The organism is Thermus brevis (genome assembly GCF_026427635.1).
Lineage (GTDB): Bacteria > Deinococcota > Deinococci > Deinococcales > Thermaceae > Thermus > Thermus antranikianii.
This window is the reverse complement of the sequence record NZ_CP102606.1, coordinates 476,869-492,698: the sequence shown is the minus strand read 5'-3', so window position 1 is coordinate 492,698 and position 15,830 is coordinate 476,869. Positions and strand designations below refer to the sequence as shown.

The following is a 15,830-nucleotide window of genomic DNA, read 5'->3' as shown; positions in this document are numbered from 1 at the left end:
GCAATGGGTGTCTTTCCCTTTGGCCCAAAAGGAGGTAAAGGATGCTCGGTGGATATGCCCATAAGCTCGCCCGTATTAACCTCTCGACAGGCCAGGTGGAGTACTTCGTCCCCGATCCCAAGGACCTGGAGATGTATGTGGGCGGAAGGGGTCTAGGGGTCAAGTACGTGTTTGAAAACGGGCCCAAAGTAGACCCCTTTGGCCCCGATAACCTCCTCTGCATCATGAATGGCCCCCTTTCCGGCACTCGGGCCAAGATGTCGGGGCGCCTGGCGGTGGTCACCAAAAGCCCCCTCACGGGCACGGTCACGGATAGCCACATGGGGGGCTGGACCGCGGCCAAGCTGAAGTGGGCGGGGTTTGATGGACTCCTCATCAAGGGAGCCTCGGATAAACCCGTTTACCTGCTGGTGAAGGATGGGGAGGTCACCATCCACGATGCCTCGGACCTATGGGGCAAGACCACCCATGAAACCCACCGCATCCTGCGGGAACGCCACGGGGAGGATGCCGACGTGATGGCCATAGGTCCCGCCGGGGAGAACCTGGTCCGCTTCGCCAACTGGATCAACAACGACGAGCGCGCTGCCGGCCGAGGGGGCACCGGGGCGGTGGCGGGGAGCAAGAAGCTCAAGGCCATCGTGGTGGTGGGCAAGCAGGAGAACATGCCCCAGCCCAAGGACCCCGAGCTCTGGCGGGAGGCCGACCGCCAGGCCTCGGCCACCATCAACGACCCCAAGAACGTGACCGCCCCCAAGAAGGGTGGGCTTTCCCTCTACGGCACCAACGTGCTCATGAACATCACCAACGTGATGGGGGCCCTGCCCACCTTCAACGCCCAGCACACCTGCATTGAAGGGGTGGAAACCATCTCCGGGGAGTACATCCGCGAGCACCGCCTCATCAAGGACAACACCTGCCACGCCTGCCCTGTGGCCTGCAAGAAGATGGTGGAGGTCCACATCAACGGCAAGGCCATCCGCTTCGAATCCTACGAGTACGAGTCCGCCTGGGCCTTGGGGGCCCACTCCGGCCACACCGACACCGACTGGACCGGGTACGCCATCTACCTCTGCAACGCCTACGGCATGGACACCATCGAGACGGGTAACGCCATCGCCGTCCTCATGGAGGCCACGGAGAAGGGCTACTACCAGGGCCCTGACGGGATCCGCTTTGGGGACAAGGAGGGCGAGGCCCGCACCATCGAGGCCATCGCCTACCGCCGGGGAGTGGGGAACGGCCTGGCGGAAGGCCCGGCCCGCTTTGCCAAGGCCATCGGCCACCCCGAGCTTTCCCTCGAGGTCAAGGGCCAGTCCATCCCCGCCTACGACCCCCGGGGCCTCAAGGGCATGGGCATCGCCTACGCCACCTCCAACCGGGGGGCCTGCCACCTCCGGGCCTACACCCCCGCCTCGGAGATCCTGGGCGTTCCCTACAAGACCGACCCCTTGGCCTGGGAGGGGAAGGGCAAGCTCACCAAGCTCTTCCAGGACCTCTCCGCCTTCACCGACTCCTTGGACCTTTGCAAGTTCAGCCAGTTCGCCGAGGGTCCCGAGGAGTACGCCAAGCAGCTTGCCGCCTACTGGGGCCGGCCCGTGACCCCCGAGGAGATCCTCCTCATCGGGGAACGCATCTACAACCTGGAGCGCTACTACAACAACCTGGCGGGCTGGGCGGAAGGCTCCGACTACCTGCCCGAGCGCTTCCTCAAGGAACCCTCCGACTGCGCAGGCTCCAAGGGCCAGCTCACGGAGCTGGACCTGATGTTGCAGGAATACTACCAGGAGCGGGGTTGGGATAAGGGGGTGGTGCCCCCGGCCAAGCTCCAGGCCTTGGGCATTCTGTCCGCCGCCGCGGACGACTAGGGAGCACCCCCAGGAGACCCGGGCCCTCGCCCCCGGGTCTCCTTTACACTTTTCCTATGCCTAAGGTGAACCTGTACGCCACCTTCCGGGACCTGGTGGGCAAGGGCCAGGTCCAGGTGGAGGGAAGGACGGTTGGGGAGGTTTTGGACGCCCTGATTAAGGCCTACCCGGCCCTGAGGGAGGAGCTCTTTGAAGGCGAGGACCTAGCCGAGCGGGTCTCGGTTTTCCTGGAGGGCCGGGACGTGCGCTACCTAAACGGGCTTGCCACCCCCCTGACGGAGGAAGCCACCTTGGACCTCTTCCCCCCGGTGGCGGGCGGAACCTTTGCCCAGCGCTTCGGGGCTTTGCCCACCTGGCTCTTGGAGAGATACCTCAGCGAATGGGGCGGGAGGAAGTTGGAGGAAGGAGTCTACGCCCTCCCCGGGGCCCGGGTGCGCTTCGCCGAGGCGGAACCCTTAAGGGTGGGAAGCCTTTCCCTCCCCCAGATCGAGGTGGCGGTGGAAGGGGAGGCGGCGGAGGCCTGGTTCGGCCGCATCCGCCTGGCGGCAGCCCGGGGGGGCGGTTAAGGAAGCAACCGCCCCTCCAAAAAGGCCTGGCTCCTTGAGTCCTTTGGGCTTTGGAAAAACCGGTCCACAGGAGCCTCCTCCACCACCTGGCCCTGGAAGAGGAAGACCACCCTATGGGCCAGCCTGCGCACCTGGAAGAGGTCGTGGGTGGCCAGGACCACCCCCTGGCCTCCCCTGGCCGCCTCCTGGAGCAAGGCCTCCACCTTCAGGGTGTTGGCGGGGTCCAGGCTGGCGGTGGGCTCGTCCAGTAGCAGGGCCGCAGGCTCCACCAGAAGCGTCCTGGCCAGGGCCAGGCGCACCGCCTCCCCCCCGGAGAGGAGATGGGCAGGCTGACGGGCCTTGCCCTCCAAACCCACCCGTTTCAGGAGCCCGGCAGCCCGGGCCAGGGCCTGGCGCCGGGGCACCCCCCGGAGCAACAGGCCAAAGGCAGCGTTTTCCAGGACGCTACGCCGAAGAAGGGGTGGGGTCTGGGGCAGGTAGGCCCGGAACTTCCCCTCCACCTGGCCCTCCTCCGGGGACAGGAGGCCGGCAAGGAGGCGGAGAAGAGAGGTCTTGCCGCTTCCCGAAGGCCCCAGCACCGCCAGGATCTCCCCGGGGTGCACCTCGAGGTGGGGAACCTCGAGGCGAAAATCCCCGTAGCGGTGGACCAACCCCTGGGCCCTCAAAACCGGACTCATTCCCGCTCCAGGATAACCAGCAGGGCGGTGACCAAGAGGGCCACCCCCAGGAGAATAAATCCCAAGGCCAAGGCGCTTTCCAGTTCCCCCTTTCGGGTTTCCACCACGATGGCCGTGGTGAGGACCCGGGTGTGGTGGCGGATATCCCCGCCCACCAAGGTGGCCGCCCCCACCTCGCTGATGGCCCCGCCGAAGCCAGCGGCCAAGGCAGCGGCCAGGGTGCGGCGGCTTTCCCAGAACAGGGTGGGAAGCACCTGGCCCTCCTTGCCCCCCAGACTCCTCACCAAAAGCCGCACCTCCTCCACCCTACCCCTGGCCCCCGAAAGCACGAAGGCGGCGATGAGGGGAAAGGCCAAGACCGCCTCCGCCAGCACCATGGCATAGGGAGTATAGAGGAGGCCCAAGGATCCCAAAGGTCCCGAGCGGGAAAGGAGGAGGTAGAAGAAAAGCCCCACCACCACGGAAGGGAGGGCAAGGCCGGCGTAGAGGAGAATCCGCCCGAAAATCCCCCCACCCCCCTTCAAGGCCAGCCAAAGCCCCAAGGGCACGGCAGGAAAAGCCGCCAGCAAGGTGGCAAGCCCCGCCACCCAGAGGCTGCGCAAGGAGATCTCCAAAAGCTCAGCGGCCTCCACCCCTGGGGATGATACACCGCCCCCTCAAGGCCTTAAAGAGCGGGGTCCCCTCCACCCGCAAACCCTCCACCAACCGGGCCGCCCCCTCCGTGACCAGGAAGCGGCGCAGGGCCTCCGCCTCACTGACCTTCGCCCCCTGAGGCACCAGGTAGTAGGTGTACTGGTTCAGGAGAAGGGGATCCTCCCGTTGATAAAGGGCCTCCAGGCCCCGTTTGCGGCCCACGGTGAGGTAGGTGGCCAGGTCGGAGAGGGTATAGGCTCCCTTCTCCGCCGCCAGAACCAGCGTCTGGCCCATGCCCGCCCCCGACTCCAGGTACCAGCCTCCTTGGGGGGTTAGGCCTGCCTTCCGCCAGAGCTCCAGCTCCTTCAGGTGGGTGCCCGAGCGATCCCCCCGGGACACGAAGGGAGCCTGGGCCCGGGCAATCCGCCGCAAGGCCTCCAGGACATCCCCCGCCTCCCGGATCCGGGCAGGATCCCTTTTTGGCCCCACCAGAAGGAAGCTATTCTGGGCCAGGCAGAAGGGCTGGGCAATGATACCCCGCTTCAAGGCTTCCCCCTCGAGGTCCGGGGCATGGACCAAGACCGCATCCACATCCTTACGCTCGGCCAGCCGCAAGGCCTGCCCCGTGCCCACGGCCAAAACCTCCACCCGAACCCCCGTGGCCCTCTCAAAGGCTGGCAAAAGCCGGTCCAAAAGCCCCGAGTCGTAGACGCTGGTGGTGGTGGCCAGCCTAAGCCCCAGGGCTGGAACCGAAGCCAGGGCCAGCAGCAAGGGCGCCAGGACAAAGCGCATGACCCCAGTTTAGCCTTAAGGCGTGGAAGCCTTGGGTGAGGCCTGGCATCTTTTTCTAGAGGGCCAATACTTTGAAGCCCACGAGGTCCTAGAGGAAGCCTGGCGGGAGGCGCAAGGAGAGAAGCGGCGCTTTTTGCAGGGGCTCATCCTCCTGGCGGCGGCCCTGCACCAGGCCAAGAACGGGCGGGAGGGCCTGAGGAACCTGAAAAAGGCGGAAGGGAAACTCCTGGGCTTCCCCTCCCCCCACCTCGGCCTGGACTGGCGGCCCCTTCTTGAGGAAGCCCGGCGTAGACTTGGGGCGTGAACGCTTGGGTCTACGCCTACCGCGGCCAAGAGGTGGAAAACCGGCACCGGGTTTCCCTGGCCATCCACGGGCCGGAAGGCCTACTGGCCTATGCGGGAAACCCTGGGTTATGGGCCTACATGCGCTCCTCGGCCAAGCCTTTCCAGGCCCTGGCCCTCTTCCTCACGGGAGCCGTGGAGCGGTTTGGCATCACGGAGGAGGAAGTGGCCCTGGCCACCGCCAGCCACGACGGCACCCCCCGCCATGTGGCGGTGGCTTCCGGCTTCTTGACCAAGCTGGGCCTCGGCCCCGAGGCCCTGGTCTGTGGGGTCCACCCCCCCTCCTCCAGGGAAGCCCGGAAGGCCCTGGAGGAAGCCGGGCAAAGCCCCACGCCCCTCCACCACAACTGCTCGGGGAAGCACGCGGGCATGCTGGCCGCAAGCCTGGCCCTGGGGGCAAGCCCTGAAGGCTACGAGAACCCCGACCACCCGGTCCAGGTCCTGAACCGAAAGACCCTGAGGGAGCTTTCCGGGGTGGAGCCCCTCCTGGCCATCGACGGGTGTAGCGTCCCCACCTTTTCCCTACCTCTTTCCCGGGCTGCCCGGGCCTTTTACCTCCTGGCGATGCCGGAAAGGGCCCTCGAGGCGTACCGGGAACCCCTTCGCAAGGTGCAGCAGATCATGCGCCGCCACCCCGAGCTGGTGGCAGGACCCGGGAGCATCGACACCCTCCTGATGGAGCACCTGCCGGTGGTGGCCAAGCGGGGAGCCGACGGCTACTACGGCCTGGCCCTTCTGGAAAGCCCGCGCGGGCCCCTGGGGATCGCCTTGAAGGTGGAGGACGGCTCGGCCCAGGCCCGGGAGGTGGCGGTGGTGGCCCTCCTCCGGCTCCTGGGCTTGGATCCCGGGCCCACCCCCTGGGACCAGCCCGAACGCAGGAACTACCGGGGGCTCCAGGTGGGCTATCTGAAGGCCCACCTGGAACTCACCTGGGTCTAGGCCGTCCCCTGCTCCTTAGCCAGCCCGCAGGCCCAGGATCAACCCACCCACGAAGCTAGCCCCGAAGGGCAGGTTGTAGGTGAGGGTGGTGAGGAGCCTCTCCCACAGGCTCTGCAAACCCGGTTGCCGGAGGAGGGGCTCCACATCCCTTTGGATGCGGGTCCAGTCCACCTGGATATAGCCCGCCTGGGCCAAAAGCTGCACGGCCACGAAGAGGAGGCCGAGGGCCACGGCCAGAAGGCGGCCCACCTTCTTCAGGGCATAGCCCACCGCATACCCCGCCAGGCCGCCAAAGGTCACCTGCCCCAGGTAAGGGCTTAGGTCGGGTAGCTCCACGCCCTCCACCCTAGCGGAACACAGGGGGCGAAGGCAACTACTTTAGGCCTAGTAGTTCCGCTTCCTTCCTCATGGCCTCGAGGACAAAGGCCATGTGCTCGTCCAGGGAAAGGCCCAGGTCCTCAGCCCCCGTCCGGATCTCCTCCCGGTTCACCCCCCTGGCGAAGGCCTTGTCCTTAAACTTTTTCTTCAAGCTGGAAAGCTCCAGGCCCAGGATGGAGCGGTCCGGGCGCACATAGACCGCGGCGGTGATCAAGCCCGTAAGCTCGTCCACCGCGAAGAGGGCCTTGGCCATCAGGGTCCTGCGGGGTACCCCGGTGTAAGAGGCGTGGCCCAGGATGGCTTCCAAGACCTCCCCCGGGTAGCCCAGGCGCCTCAGCTCCTCCACCCCCCGGTAGGGATGCTCCTCAGGGTACTTCTCGTAGTCCATGTCGTGCAGGACCCCGGCCATGGCCCAAAGCTCCTCGTCCTCCCCGAAGCGGCGGGCATAGGCCCGCATGGCCACCTCCACCGCCCGCATGTGCCGTCTCAGGGACTCGCTTTCCGTCCAAGCTTCCATGAGGGCTAGAGCTTCCGCAAAGCTCGGCATGCCCTAAAGTATAGCCATGCGCCTAGGTTATGGGGAGGATAGCCACCGCCTTATAGAAGGGAAACCCCTCTATCTCTGCGGCCTCTTGATTCCAAGCCCCCACGGGGCCCTGGCCCACTCGGATGGGGACGCTCCCCTGCACGCCCTCACCGACGCCTTGCTCTCCGCCTTTGGCCTTGGGGATATCGGCCTCCTTTTCCCCGACACCGACCCCAAGTGGCGAGGAGCCCGCAGCGAGGTCTTTCTAAAGGAAGCCCTCCGCCTTGTCGAGGAAAGGGGGGGAAGGCTGATCCAGGTAAGCCTGGCCATCATCCTGGACCAGCCCAAGCTTTCCCCCTACCGGCAGGGCCTTCTGGAAAATCTCTCCCGGCTTCTTGGCCTGCCCCTGGACCGCATCGGCCTCACCTTCAAGACCTCGGAGGGCCTGGCGGTAGCGCACGTGCAGGCTCGAGCCATGGTGCTTTTGGATGGTTGAGGTCCTGGTCTGGCTCGGCACCCTGGTCTTCGCCGCCACCGGGGCCTTGAAGGGGGTAGAGAAGGGATTTGACCTCCTGGGGGTCCTGGTGCTGGCCACGGTAACCGCGGTGGGGGGCGGGTCCATCCGCGACGTCCTGGTAGGCACCCTTCCCCCAACGGCCCTGCACAACGAACCCCTCTTGTGGAGCGTGGTCCTCACGGGGCTTCTTGTCTTCCGCTTCCACCCCAGGGTACAAGCCATGGAACGGCTCATCTACTACCTGGATACCCTGGGCCTAGGCCTCTTCGCTGCCTTGGGAGCGGAGCGGGGCCTGGCCTCGGGGCTTGGCCCCTTCGGCGTAGCCCTGGCGGGCACCCTCTCAGGGGTGGGGGGAGGCGTGCTACGGGACGTGCTCTCCGGAGAGGTGCCGGGCATCCTCTACCGGGCAGGGGACCTGTACGCCTCCGCTGCTCTGGTGGGAGCGCTTGTGGTCTACGCCCTCTACGGCACCCATCCGGAAGGGGCCCTTTTCGCTGGGACCCTGGCCACCGTGCTCCTGCGGATCTTCGGAAGGCGGCTTGGTCTTAGGCTCCCCACTCCAAGGTAAAACGAGGCCGGGTGTGCCCGGCCCCTGAACTCCTTGGGTCTACCTCAGCTTGGCAAGCTCCTGCCGGGCCCTCTCCTGGTCGTAGCGGTCGGCGGCGGTTTTGGCGGGAAGGGAAAGGGCGGTTTCCAGCTGTTTTCTAGCCTCCTCCTTCTTGCCCCAGGCGGCAAGGACCTTGGCGTACTCCACCCGGTGGATGATCCCATCCGGCTCCAGCTCTATGGCCTTTTGCATGAGGGGCTCCACCCTGGAGCCATCCGCCCCCTGGGTGGCCGCCACCAGCCAACCCTTCTGCACCAGCTCAAAGTGCCAGAGGGCCAGGGCCACCATGGCCCCGGCATGGTCGGGCTTGAGCTTCAAGGTCTTCTCCAGGTCGCCTCGGATCCTGGGGGCCAAGCCCTCCGCCAGGGCCTCGAGGATCCCCTTGAACTGGGAAAGCCGCCCCAGGGCCCGGGCCCGCTCAAAGTAGCCCTCGGGGTAATCCGGAGCCTTGGCGATGGCCTGGGAGGCAGCCTTCTCCGCCTTTTCAAACCAGGTGCGCTTCTCCTCGGGCTTGGCCTGGTAAAGGGCGTAAAAGCTGGCTCCCTTGGCCGCCAGGGCTAGGGCCTCGGGGGTGCCCAGTTTCAAGCCCAGCTCGTAGGCTTCTTGAAACCGCCCGGCATCCACCAGGGCCGACACCTGGGGGGCCTGGGCCAGGCCAGCAACCCAAACTATCGCGGCAAGTACGGTTATCCAGCGCTTCATGGGTTTCACCCGCGGGGGATTATACCCGGTACAAGAGAGGGAGGGCGTAAACTGGAAGGCATGAGGCTTATTGGGGGATTGCTGGTTCTCCTGGGCCTACACTTCCTCTCTTCCGCTTTGGCCCAGGGAGCCGAAGAGTATTTCGCCCGTTGCCAGCGCCTATACCAAAGAGGGGCACTGGAAAGCGCCCAGGCCACCTGCGAGCTGGCCCTCACCAGCGATCCGGAGCACCGGCCAAGCCTCCTCCTTCTCGCCCGCATCCACCTGGAAAGGGGGGACCTCGCGCAGGCGGAAAGCTACCTGGGACGCCTGGGGGATGAGCCGGAGGCCCAGCTCCTTCGCGCCCGGCTACTTTTGCAAAAGGGCCAGGCCGCCGAGGTGCTAAGGCTTTCCCTCCCCCCGGGGCCCGAGGCCAACCTCCTCCAGGCCATGGCCCTCGAGGCCCTCCGCCAGTACGAGGAAGCCTTGAGGCTGGCCCAAGGCCTGCCCTCCACCCCCGAGGCGCGCCTTTTGCTTTCCCGGCTCCATCTGGCCCTGGGAAGGCCCCAGGAGGGTCTGGCCTTTCTGGGCTCCACCCTTGTGGAAAGGCTGGAGCGAGGCCGCCTCCTCTTCCTCTCGGGGAAGCCCGAGGAGGCCATCCCTATTCTGGAAGGGCTCTTGCCGGAACTTTCGGCCCAGCCCGGGCTGCAAGGCCAGGCCCTTTCCCTCCTGGCCCTGGCCTACCTGGGGCAGGGGCAGCTTGCCCAGGGACAGGCGGCCTTGAAGCAGCTTTCTGCCCTGGAAAACCTCCCGGCCCGCTTCCTGGCCCAGGCCTGGCCCTGGCTTCTCGTCTTCCTGGCCTTTTTGCTCCTGGTCCTCCTGGGGGAAAGCCGCATAGAGCCCTTGCGCACCCTCGAGGTGGTGGAGGATCCCCTGCCGGGGCCGGGAAGCCTTTACCTGACCCTCCTGGGCACCCTCCTCCTGGCCCTCCTCCTGGCCGCCTTCCTGGGCAAAACCCTTTTCGCCAACGCCCTGGCCCTCATCACCCCTTACCAGAAAGACTCGATCCTCCCCAGCTTTTACCTCTTCTATGGCCTTCTCCTCTTTGCAAGCCTCCTTCTCCAAAGGCCCTTCCGCAAGCGCCTTCCTGCCCTTTTGGGCCCCTGGTCCAGCTGGATCGAGGGGTTTTGGGTGGGGCCGGCCTTGGTCTTCCTCCTTTTCCTCTACGGGTGGATCCGGGAGCCCTTGGGGCTAGGCACCCTCCCCTTAAACCTCCTCACCTTTTTGGGCCTAGCCCTCATGGAGCCCTTCTTCCGGGGCCTGGTCCCCCTGGTCCTTAAGGAACGGTACCGGGACCTTTCCCCCTACCTGACGGCCTTGCTTTTTGCGGTGGCCGTGCCCGGGCCCACCTTCCTTCTCCTCCTCCTGGGGGCAGGCCTCCTCTGGGCCAAGGAGCGGGCAGAGGGCACCCTGGGCCTGGGCTTGGGCTGGGTGGTGGCGGGGGTGATCCTGGCCCTTTTCCCCGCCGCCTGGCTCCGGAGCTTCTGATGCCGCCCTATCCTGGCTTTGCCAGGGTGGGGATCCAGGTAAAACCCCGTAGGCTAAGGGCAGGATGCGCCCCGTCTTCTTTCTCTCCGATTTTGGCCTCGAGGACCCCTACGTGGGCGTGGTCAAGGCGGTGCTCCGGGACAAAGCCCCCGGGGTACCCGTCCTGGACCTGGCCCACGCCCTACCCCCCCAGGACCTGCGCCGGGCTGCCTACGCCCTTTTTGAGGCCCTCCCCTACCTGCCGGAACAGGCGGTGGTCCTGGCGGTGGTGGACCCTGGGGTGGGCACCAAGAGGCGGGCCATCGCCGCCCTAGGAAGGCGCCATTACGTGGGGCCTGACAACGGCCTCTTCACCCTGGCCTGGCTTCTGGACCCACCCATCCAAGCCCACGAGATCACCTGCATCTCTCCCCCAAGCCCCAAGGGCATCCTCCCCCTGCCGGACTGGGCCCTGGGGGGCCACACCTTCCACGGCCGCGACCTCTTCGCCCCCGCCGCAGCCCACCTGGCCTTAGGGCTGGCTCCGGAGGAGCTTGGACCGGAGGTGCCCGCCCAGGACCTCATACGCCTGCCCCTCACCCTCACCCCAGGCCCAGAAGGGGAAATCCTCACCTTTGACCGCTTCGGCAACGCCATCACCACCCTCCTCGAGGCTCCCTTGGAGGGCGTGGTGGAGGTGGCGGGGAAACGCATCCCCATCCGCCAAACCTTCGGCCAGGTGGAAGCGGGGGAGGCCGTGGCCTACCTGGGAAGCGCAGGCCTCTTGGAGATCGCCCTCAACCAGGGAAACGCCAAGGAAGCCCTGGGGCTAAGGGAGGGGATGCCCGTGGTCATACTTCCGCCACCCAGCGGGCCACCTCCTCCAACAGATCTGCCGCCGTGAAATCCAGGCTCACGGGGGTGATGGAGATGTACCCGTGGCGCACCGCGTGAAGGTCGGTTCCCTCCTCCTCCTCCCCCACGGGGGTGCCGGCGATCCAGTAGTAGGGCCTCCCCTCGGGGTCCAGGCGCTCTACCACGGTGTCCTCCCAGTGGTGGGTGGAAAGCCGGGTAACCATGACCCCTTTGGGCACCCCCGCCGGGAAGTTCACGTTGAGGAGAACCCCCTTGGGAAGCCCCCTTCGCATCACCAGGCGGGCGATCCTTACCGCCCACTCCGCCGCCAGGGTGAAGTTGAGCTCCTCCCCCGAGGTATCCAGGCTGAAGGCGATGGAGGGAATGCCCAAGGAAGTACCCTCCAAAGCCGCAGCCACCGTGCCCGAGTGGGTGAGGTCCAAGCCCAGGTTGACCCCGATGTTGATGCCGGAGACCACCAGGTCGGGCCGGCCCAAAAGGTGAACGCCCAGCACCACGCAGTCCGCAGGGGTGCCGTCCACCCGGTAGGCGGGGATCTCCCCGAAGCCCGCGCTGGCGGTGTGCTTGAACCGCAGGGGCCGCCTCACGGTGATCCCGTGGCCCACCGCGGACTGTTCCACATCCGGGGCCACCACATAAACCTCCCCCAAAGCCCGCATGGCCAGGCCCAGGGCCTTGATCCCGGGGGAGAAGATGCCGTCGTCGTTGGAAACCAGGATGCGCATGGCTTAAGCCTAAAACAAAAAGGCCCCCGAAGGGGCCTTTGGGCGGAAAGATCCTTTAGAGGCGGCGGACCTTCTTGGCCTGGGGGCCCTTGCCGCCCCGGCCGGCCTCCACCTCAAACTCCACCCGGTCACCCTCGTTCAGGGTGCGAAACCCCTCGGCCTCGATGGCCGTGAAGTGCACAAACACATCCGGACCCTCTTCCTGCTGGATGAACCCGTAGCCTTTTTCCGCGTTAAACCACTTGACGGTACCCTTCTTCATGCTTCTCCTTCATCCCGAAAACCCACCTGGCTTTCCAGGGACTCTTCACTATCCCACGGATTACCCAAAAAGTCAAGCCCCAAAGCGCAAGGGGCCTTGGGGCCTGAGGGAGGCTTTGGGCTCAGTGGTGGTGCCCGCCCTCGTGCACGTGGCCGTGAAGGATCTCCTCGGGGGTGGCCTCCCGGACCTTCACCACCTCCACCTCGAAGTCCAGGTCCCTGCCCGCCAGGGGGTGGTTGAAGTCAATGGTCACCTCTTCCCCCTGGACCTCCACCACGGTGAGGGGCATGGGGTTCCCCTCCATGTCCTGGGCGTAGAACTGGGCCCCGGGCACCACCTCCGCGTCCTCGGGGAAGGCGGAGAGGGGCACCACCTGGACCCCCTCGGGGTCGCGGGGTCCATAGGCCTTGTCCGCAGGCACACGGGCCTGGAAGACCTCCCCCTCCTCGCGGCCTTCCAGCTCCTCCTCGAGGCCCCGGATCAGGTTGCCGTGCCCGTGCAAATAGGAAAGCTCCCCCTGGTCCAAGACCTCCCCCTCCACCTGGAGGGTGTAGCGGATGGTTACCACCTTGTCTTGTTCAACCTTCATGGTCACCCTTTCGCAAGCCAGGCTTGCTCCCCTTAGCCTAGCAGACCCGCCCCTTGGAGGAAAGGTGGAAGGAGCTTTCCCCGTATCCAAGCTCCTTCCCCTTCCCTTACAGGCCCTATAGTAGGGGTATGCGGGTGGAAACGATCATCGGCAAAACCCCGGTGGTGCGCCTTTTCAAGGTGGTGGAGCCCGACATGGCCGAGGTGTGGGTGAAGCTGGAGGGCCTCAACCCCGGCGGGTCCATCAAGGACCGGCCCGCCTGGTACATGATCAGGGATGCCGAGGAAAGAGGCCTCCTCCGCCCCGGCTCCGGCCAGGTCATCGTGGAGCCCACCAGCGGCAACACCGGGATCGGCCTGGCCATGATCGCCGCAAGCCGCGGCTACCGCCTCATCCTCACCATGCCCGCCCAGATGTCCGAGGAGAGGAAGCGGGTGCTGAAGGCCTTCGGCGCCGAGCTGGTCCTCACTGACCCGGCGAGGCGGATGCTGGCCGCAAGGGAGGAGGCCTTGCGCCTTAAGGAGGAGCTTGGGGCCTTCATGCCCGACCAGTTCGCCAACCCCGCCAACGTGCGGGCCCACTACGAGACCACCGGGCCGGAACTCTTTGAGGCCCTAGAGGGGCGGATCGACGCCTTCGTCTACGGCTCGGGCACCGGGGGGACCATCACCGGGGTGGGGCGGTACCTGAAGGAAAGGATCCCCGGGGTGAAGGTGATCGCCGTGGAGCCCGCCCGCTCCAACGTCCTCTCCGGGGGCAAGATGGGCCAGCACCAGTTCCAGGGCATGGGACCCGGCTTCATCCCCGAGAACCTGGACCTCTCCCTTCTGGATGGGGTCATCCAGGTGTGGGAGGAGGATGCCTTCCCCCTGGCCCGGCGGCTGGCCAAGGAGGAAGGGCTTTTCCTGGGGATGAGCTCGGGAGGGATCCTGTGGGCAGCCCTGCAGGTGGCCCGGGAACTGGGCCCCGGCAAGAGGGTGGCCTGCATCAGCCCGGATGGCGGCTGGAAGTACCTCACCACCCCCCTCTACGCCGAACCCTAGCGCCGCACCACCTGAGCGTCCTTGGGGTAGCGCTTGAGATCCTGGGGGCGTAAGGAGGCTTTCTTGAACTCCACCACCCGCAGGTCGGCCATCACCTTCCCCGCCTCGTCCCGGAACACGAAGCGCACGGGCCTGGGATCGTTCTTCAGGATGTAAAGCTCCAGGGTGGCGAAGCCCTGGCCCTCCTGCGCCCGGCCCACCAGCTTCCAGGCCACCCCCTCCGGCAGGCGCTCCTCCCCCACCAGGCGAAGGCTCACCCGTTCGGAAAGCCCCTTCAGGTCCCCAAGGCCCTGGGGGCTAAACCCCAGGCCCTGCACCTGGGCCTTTTCCTTGGGGCTCACGATGAGCTGGTTGGTGAGGTAAAGGTAGTTCCAGACCTCCTTTTCCGTGATCAGGGTGAAGTTGCCCTCCAGAGAGCCCGGTTTCTGAAACTCTATGCGGAAGAGGTTTTCCTTGGGAATGGCCAGCACCCGGGCTTTAAGCTCCTCCTGCCCTCCGGGTCCCTGGATCTGGCCCTGCACCACCGCCTGCCAGGGGTCCTGCAGGTTCCTCTCCACCCGGTCCAGGACCTCGGAGACGCTTTGCGCCAGAGCCAGACCCAGGGCCAGGAGCAAAATACCCCAGGGTTTTTCCATAAATCGCCTCCTCATGGCCACCTCCAGGCGTACCGGACCCAGGCGTAGGGAGCCTCCCTGTACCCTCCCTCGAGGCCCAGGTCCCCAAGCCACACCCCGAGGCTACCCGCAAAGGGATAGGAAAGGGTGAGGAAAAGGCTAGCCTCCCCTAAGTAAAGCCCCGCCTCGAGGCGATTTAACCCCCCTAAGCGCAGGGCGAGGTCCAGTACCTCCATCCCCTCCCCCACCTCGCCCTTCCAGCCCAAAACCAGGTAGGGCAGGCCGGAAAAACCCGCCCCCAGGGTATAGGTGGCCTCCTCCCTCAGGGCGTAGCTCACCTCGGCCCGCAAGACCTCTCCCCTTTCCAAGAGCAGGCCCACCACCTCCTTAGGCACCAGGCGGTAGCGCAGGGAAAGCCGGCCGAACACCCCTTCCTCGGGGAACAGGGGGAAAACCCCCTTGGGGCGGTAGCCGAGCCGCGCCGCCAGGGCCAGGGGGCCGGCACCCCCTTCGGCAAAGGCCATCCCCCCAAGCCCCCCCACCCCCACCTCGGCTTGCAGGCCATAGGCCAGGTACCCCAGGGGCCCGAGGGCAAGGCTGGAGGAAAACCCCAAGGCCCCCCAGCTTTCCTGCCCCACCTGGAGCTTCCCGTAGACCTCCCCCGGCTCCAGGGTGAAGCCCCCCTCGAGGGTGGAGGCTAAGCTTCCCGAAACTCCATAAACCCCGGCCTCGAGGCGCCCCTGGGCCAGGGCCAAGCCCAAAACCACCCACCCCGCCCACCAGATCCTTTTCATGCCACCACCTGCCTTTGGAAGCGCACGGAGGCCAGGAAGAGGACCAGGGCGGAAAAGAGGAGAACCCCGGTGAGGATCCGCACCAAGGTGGTCTTCCCCGCCCCGTTGGGCCCCAGGAGGCCGAAGACCTCTCCAGGGCGCACCTCGAGGCTCACCCGATCCAAGGCCCTGACGCTACCGAAGCTCCGACTGACCTCCTCTGCCTGCACCATGTCTACCCTCCAGGTATCCCCGCAGATAGGCCTCCGGGTCCAGGGGGAGGTGCACCCCCAAAGCCTCCCCCAGAAGGAAGCGGGCCATCAAGGGTCCCACAAAGGCCAAGGCCATCTCCTCGGGAGGCTCATCGGACCGGAGAAGGCCCCTCCGCTGCTGGGCCCGGAAGAAGCCCACCACCCTTTCCAGGACGCCCAGGATGCCTTTCGGAGGTCCTGCGCCCCTTAGCCCCGGGTGGCGGAGAAGCTCGGCAAGCAGCTTGGGCAGAAGGGCCTGGTGGGCCTTTAGGAGGTCCAGGTAGGCCTCTAAAAGCTGCCTCAAGCCCTCCTCCAAGGGAGCCTCCTCCGCGGGGAGGCGTTCCAGAAACCCCGCCGGGATAAAGTGGGAAAGGGCCGCCCGCAAAAGGGCCTCCTTGCTGCCGAAACGCCGGAAGAGGGTTACCTCGTTCACCCCGGCCCGCCGGGCGATCTCCTTGGTGGTGGCCCCCCGGTACCCCCGCTCAGCCAAAAGCTCCAGGGCCGCCAAAAGCAGCCCGCGATCCGGATCCTTGCCCCAGCCCTGGTCCTCCGGCCCTGCAAGTAAGCGCATACTTACAGCGCAAGCCTACCCCCTTTCTCCCCCAGGGTCAAGGGTGGGTGTGGCATACTCAACCTAGGAGGAA

Annotated in this window: 21 protein-coding genes and 1 pseudogene; 9 read left to right on the top strand and 13 right to left on the bottom strand. The window is 66.2% G+C overall.

The genetic code is table 11. The annotated features are described in order from the left end of the window. The first annotated feature begins 41 nt into the window (after window positions 1–41). Both KQ693_RS02800 and KQ693_RS02795 read left to right on the top strand, forming a co-directional pair. The gene (locus KQ693_RS02800; RefSeq protein ID WP_267261864.1) at window positions 42–1,868 is read left to right on the top strand and encodes an aldehyde ferredoxin oxidoreductase family protein; all 1,827 of its coding nucleotides are present in this window, start codon (window positions 42–44) and stop codon (window positions 1,866–1,868) included. A gap of 56 nt (window positions 1,869–1,924) precedes the next feature. Beyond that, window positions 1,925–2,434, top strand: a complete 510-nt coding sequence (locus tag KQ693_RS02795; RefSeq protein WP_219758955.1) for a ubiquitin-like small modifier protein 1 — start codon at window positions 1,925–1,927, stop codon at window positions 2,432–2,434. On the opposite strand, the gene KQ693_RS02790 is transcribed toward KQ693_RS02795, so the two are convergent. The 3 genes from KQ693_RS02790 to KQ693_RS02780 are packed head-to-tail and all read right to left on the bottom strand — an operon-like array spanning window position 2,431 to window position 4,536. After that, a complete protein-coding gene (locus KQ693_RS02790; RefSeq protein WP_267261863.1) occupies window positions 2,431–3,111 on the bottom strand; it encodes an ATP-binding cassette domain-containing protein in 681 nt (226 codons plus the stop codon). The genes KQ693_RS02795 and KQ693_RS02790 overlap by 4 nt on opposite strands. After that, window positions 3,108–3,743 carry an ABC transporter permease gene (locus tag KQ693_RS02785; RefSeq protein WP_019551397.1) on the bottom strand — a complete coding sequence of 212 codons (636 nt, stop codon included), beginning with the start codon at window positions 3,741–3,743 and terminating at the stop codon, window positions 3,108–3,110. The genes KQ693_RS02790 and KQ693_RS02785 overlap by 4 nt, the downstream gene beginning before the upstream one ends. Beyond that, the gene (locus KQ693_RS02780; RefSeq protein WP_267261862.1) at window positions 3,730–4,536 is read right to left on the bottom strand and encodes an ABC transporter substrate-binding protein; all 807 of its coding nucleotides are present in this window, start codon (window positions 4,534–4,536) and stop codon (window positions 3,730–3,732) included. The genes KQ693_RS02785 and KQ693_RS02780 overlap by 14 nt, the downstream gene beginning before the upstream one ends. A 22-nt stretch (window positions 4,537–4,558) precedes the next feature. On the opposite strand from KQ693_RS02780, the gene KQ693_RS02775 reads away from it, so the two are divergent. Then, complete coding sequence (locus tag KQ693_RS02775; RefSeq protein WP_267261861.1) at window positions 4,559–4,840, top strand: DUF309 domain-containing protein; 282 nt, start codon at window positions 4,559–4,561, stop codon at window positions 4,838–4,840. Beyond that, complete coding sequence (locus KQ693_RS02770) at window positions 4,837–5,817, top strand: asparaginase (protein ID WP_267261860.1); 981 nt, start codon at window positions 4,837–4,839, stop codon at window positions 5,815–5,817. Before KQ693_RS02775 ends, KQ693_RS02770 begins: the two co-directional genes overlap by 4 nt. Before the next feature lie 15 nt (window positions 5,818–5,832). Here the strand turns inward: KQ693_RS02770 and KQ693_RS02765 are convergent, their stop codons facing one another. Together KQ693_RS02765 and KQ693_RS02760 are read right to left on the bottom strand one after the other, a co-directional pair. Then, window positions 5,833–6,153, bottom strand: coding sequence for an FUN14 domain-containing protein (locus KQ693_RS02765; protein WP_219758949.1), 321 nt, complete (start codon window positions 6,151–6,153; stop codon window positions 5,833–5,835). A gap of 37 nt (window positions 6,154–6,190) precedes the next feature. Beyond that, window positions 6,191–6,742, bottom strand: a complete 552-nt coding sequence (locus KQ693_RS02760) for an HD domain-containing protein (RefSeq protein ID WP_219758948.1) — start codon at window positions 6,740–6,742, stop codon at window positions 6,191–6,193. Window positions 6,743–6,758: 16 nt separating this feature from the next. Here KQ693_RS02760 and ispF point away from each other — a divergent pair, with 16 nt between their 5' ends. Together ispF and KQ693_RS02750 are read left to right on the top strand one after the other, a co-directional pair. Further along, a complete protein-coding gene (gene ispF / locus KQ693_RS02755; protein WP_219758947.1) occupies window positions 6,759–7,217 on the top strand; it encodes a 2-C-methyl-D-erythritol 2,4-cyclodiphosphate synthase in 459 nt (152 codons plus the stop codon). Next, window positions 7,210–7,806 (top strand): trimeric intracellular cation channel family protein, encoded by a 597-nt coding sequence (locus tag KQ693_RS02750; protein WP_267261859.1) that lies wholly within the window; start codon window positions 7,210–7,212, stop codon window positions 7,804–7,806. Before ispF ends, KQ693_RS02750 begins: the two co-directional genes overlap by 8 nt. A 39-nt stretch (window positions 7,807–7,845) precedes the next feature. Here the strand turns inward: KQ693_RS02750 and KQ693_RS02745 are convergent, their stop codons facing one another. Beyond that, a complete protein-coding gene (locus tag KQ693_RS02745) occupies window positions 7,846–8,547 on the bottom strand; it encodes a tetratricopeptide repeat protein (protein ID WP_267262346.1) in 702 nt (233 codons plus the stop codon). Between the two features lie 60 nt (window positions 8,548–8,607). Here KQ693_RS02745 and KQ693_RS02740 point away from each other — a divergent pair, with 60 nt between their 5' ends. Both KQ693_RS02740 and KQ693_RS02735 read left to right on the top strand, forming a co-directional pair. Continuing rightward, window positions 8,608–10,074, top strand: coding sequence for a tetratricopeptide repeat protein (locus tag KQ693_RS02740; protein ID WP_267261858.1), 1,467 nt, complete (start codon window positions 8,608–8,610; stop codon window positions 10,072–10,074). Between the two features lie 64 nt (window positions 10,075–10,138). Then, window positions 10,139–10,957, top strand: coding sequence for an SAM hydrolase/SAM-dependent halogenase family protein (locus tag KQ693_RS02735; RefSeq protein WP_267261857.1), 819 nt, complete (start codon window positions 10,139–10,141; stop codon window positions 10,955–10,957). Here the strand turns inward: KQ693_RS02735 and surE are convergent. The 3 genes from surE to KQ693_RS02720 all read right to left on the bottom strand — a co-directional run bounded on the left by surE (window position 10,905) and on the right by KQ693_RS02720 (window position 12,505). Then, a complete protein-coding gene (gene surE, locus KQ693_RS02730) occupies window positions 10,905–11,654 on the bottom strand; it encodes a 5'/3'-nucleotidase SurE (protein ID WP_267261856.1) in 750 nt (249 codons plus the stop codon). The genes KQ693_RS02735 and surE overlap by 53 nt on opposite strands. Window positions 11,655–11,709: 55 nt before the next feature. Then, window positions 11,710–11,916 carry a cold-shock protein gene (locus KQ693_RS02725; protein ID WP_015715977.1) on the bottom strand — a complete coding sequence of 69 codons (207 nt, stop codon included), beginning with the start codon at window positions 11,914–11,916 and terminating at the stop codon, window positions 11,710–11,712. Window positions 11,917–12,037: 121 nt separating this feature from the next. Continuing rightward, window positions 12,038–12,505, bottom strand: coding sequence for an FKBP-type peptidyl-prolyl cis-trans isomerase (locus KQ693_RS02720; protein WP_267261855.1), 468 nt, complete (start codon window positions 12,503–12,505; stop codon window positions 12,038–12,040). Window positions 12,506–12,633: 128 nt separating this feature from the next. On the opposite strand from KQ693_RS02720, the gene cysK reads away from it, so the two are divergent. After that, window positions 12,634–13,548 (top strand): cysteine synthase A, encoded by a 915-nt coding sequence (gene cysK / locus KQ693_RS02715; protein WP_267261854.1) that lies wholly within the window; start codon window positions 12,634–12,636, stop codon window positions 13,546–13,548. On the opposite strand, the gene KQ693_RS02710 is transcribed toward cysK, so the two are convergent. From KQ693_RS02710 to KQ693_RS02695, 4 genes and pseudogenes are all read right to left on the bottom strand, one after another. Further along, window positions 13,545–14,183 carry an outer membrane lipoprotein carrier protein LolA gene (locus KQ693_RS02710; RefSeq protein ID WP_219758942.1) on the bottom strand — a complete coding sequence of 213 codons (639 nt, stop codon included), beginning with the start codon at window positions 14,181–14,183 and terminating at the stop codon, window positions 13,545–13,547. The two genes, cysK and KQ693_RS02710, sit on opposite strands and share 4 nt — an antisense overlap. An 11-nt stretch (window positions 14,184–14,194) precedes the next feature. Next, window positions 14,195–14,956 (bottom strand): hypothetical protein, encoded by a 762-nt coding sequence (locus KQ693_RS02705; protein ID WP_267261853.1) that lies wholly within the window; start codon window positions 14,954–14,956, stop codon window positions 14,195–14,197. A gap of 59 nt (window positions 14,957–15,015) precedes the next feature. After that, a pseudogene (locus KQ693_RS02700) lies at window positions 15,016–15,168 on the bottom strand (ATP-binding cassette domain-containing protein); the annotation flags it as partial. After that, window positions 15,131–15,757, bottom strand: coding sequence for a TetR/AcrR family transcriptional regulator (locus tag KQ693_RS02695; RefSeq protein WP_267261852.1), 627 nt, complete (start codon window positions 15,755–15,757; stop codon window positions 15,131–15,133). The pseudogene KQ693_RS02700 and the gene KQ693_RS02695, both read right to left, overlap by 38 nt. Window positions 15,758–15,830: the final 73 nt, after the last annotated feature.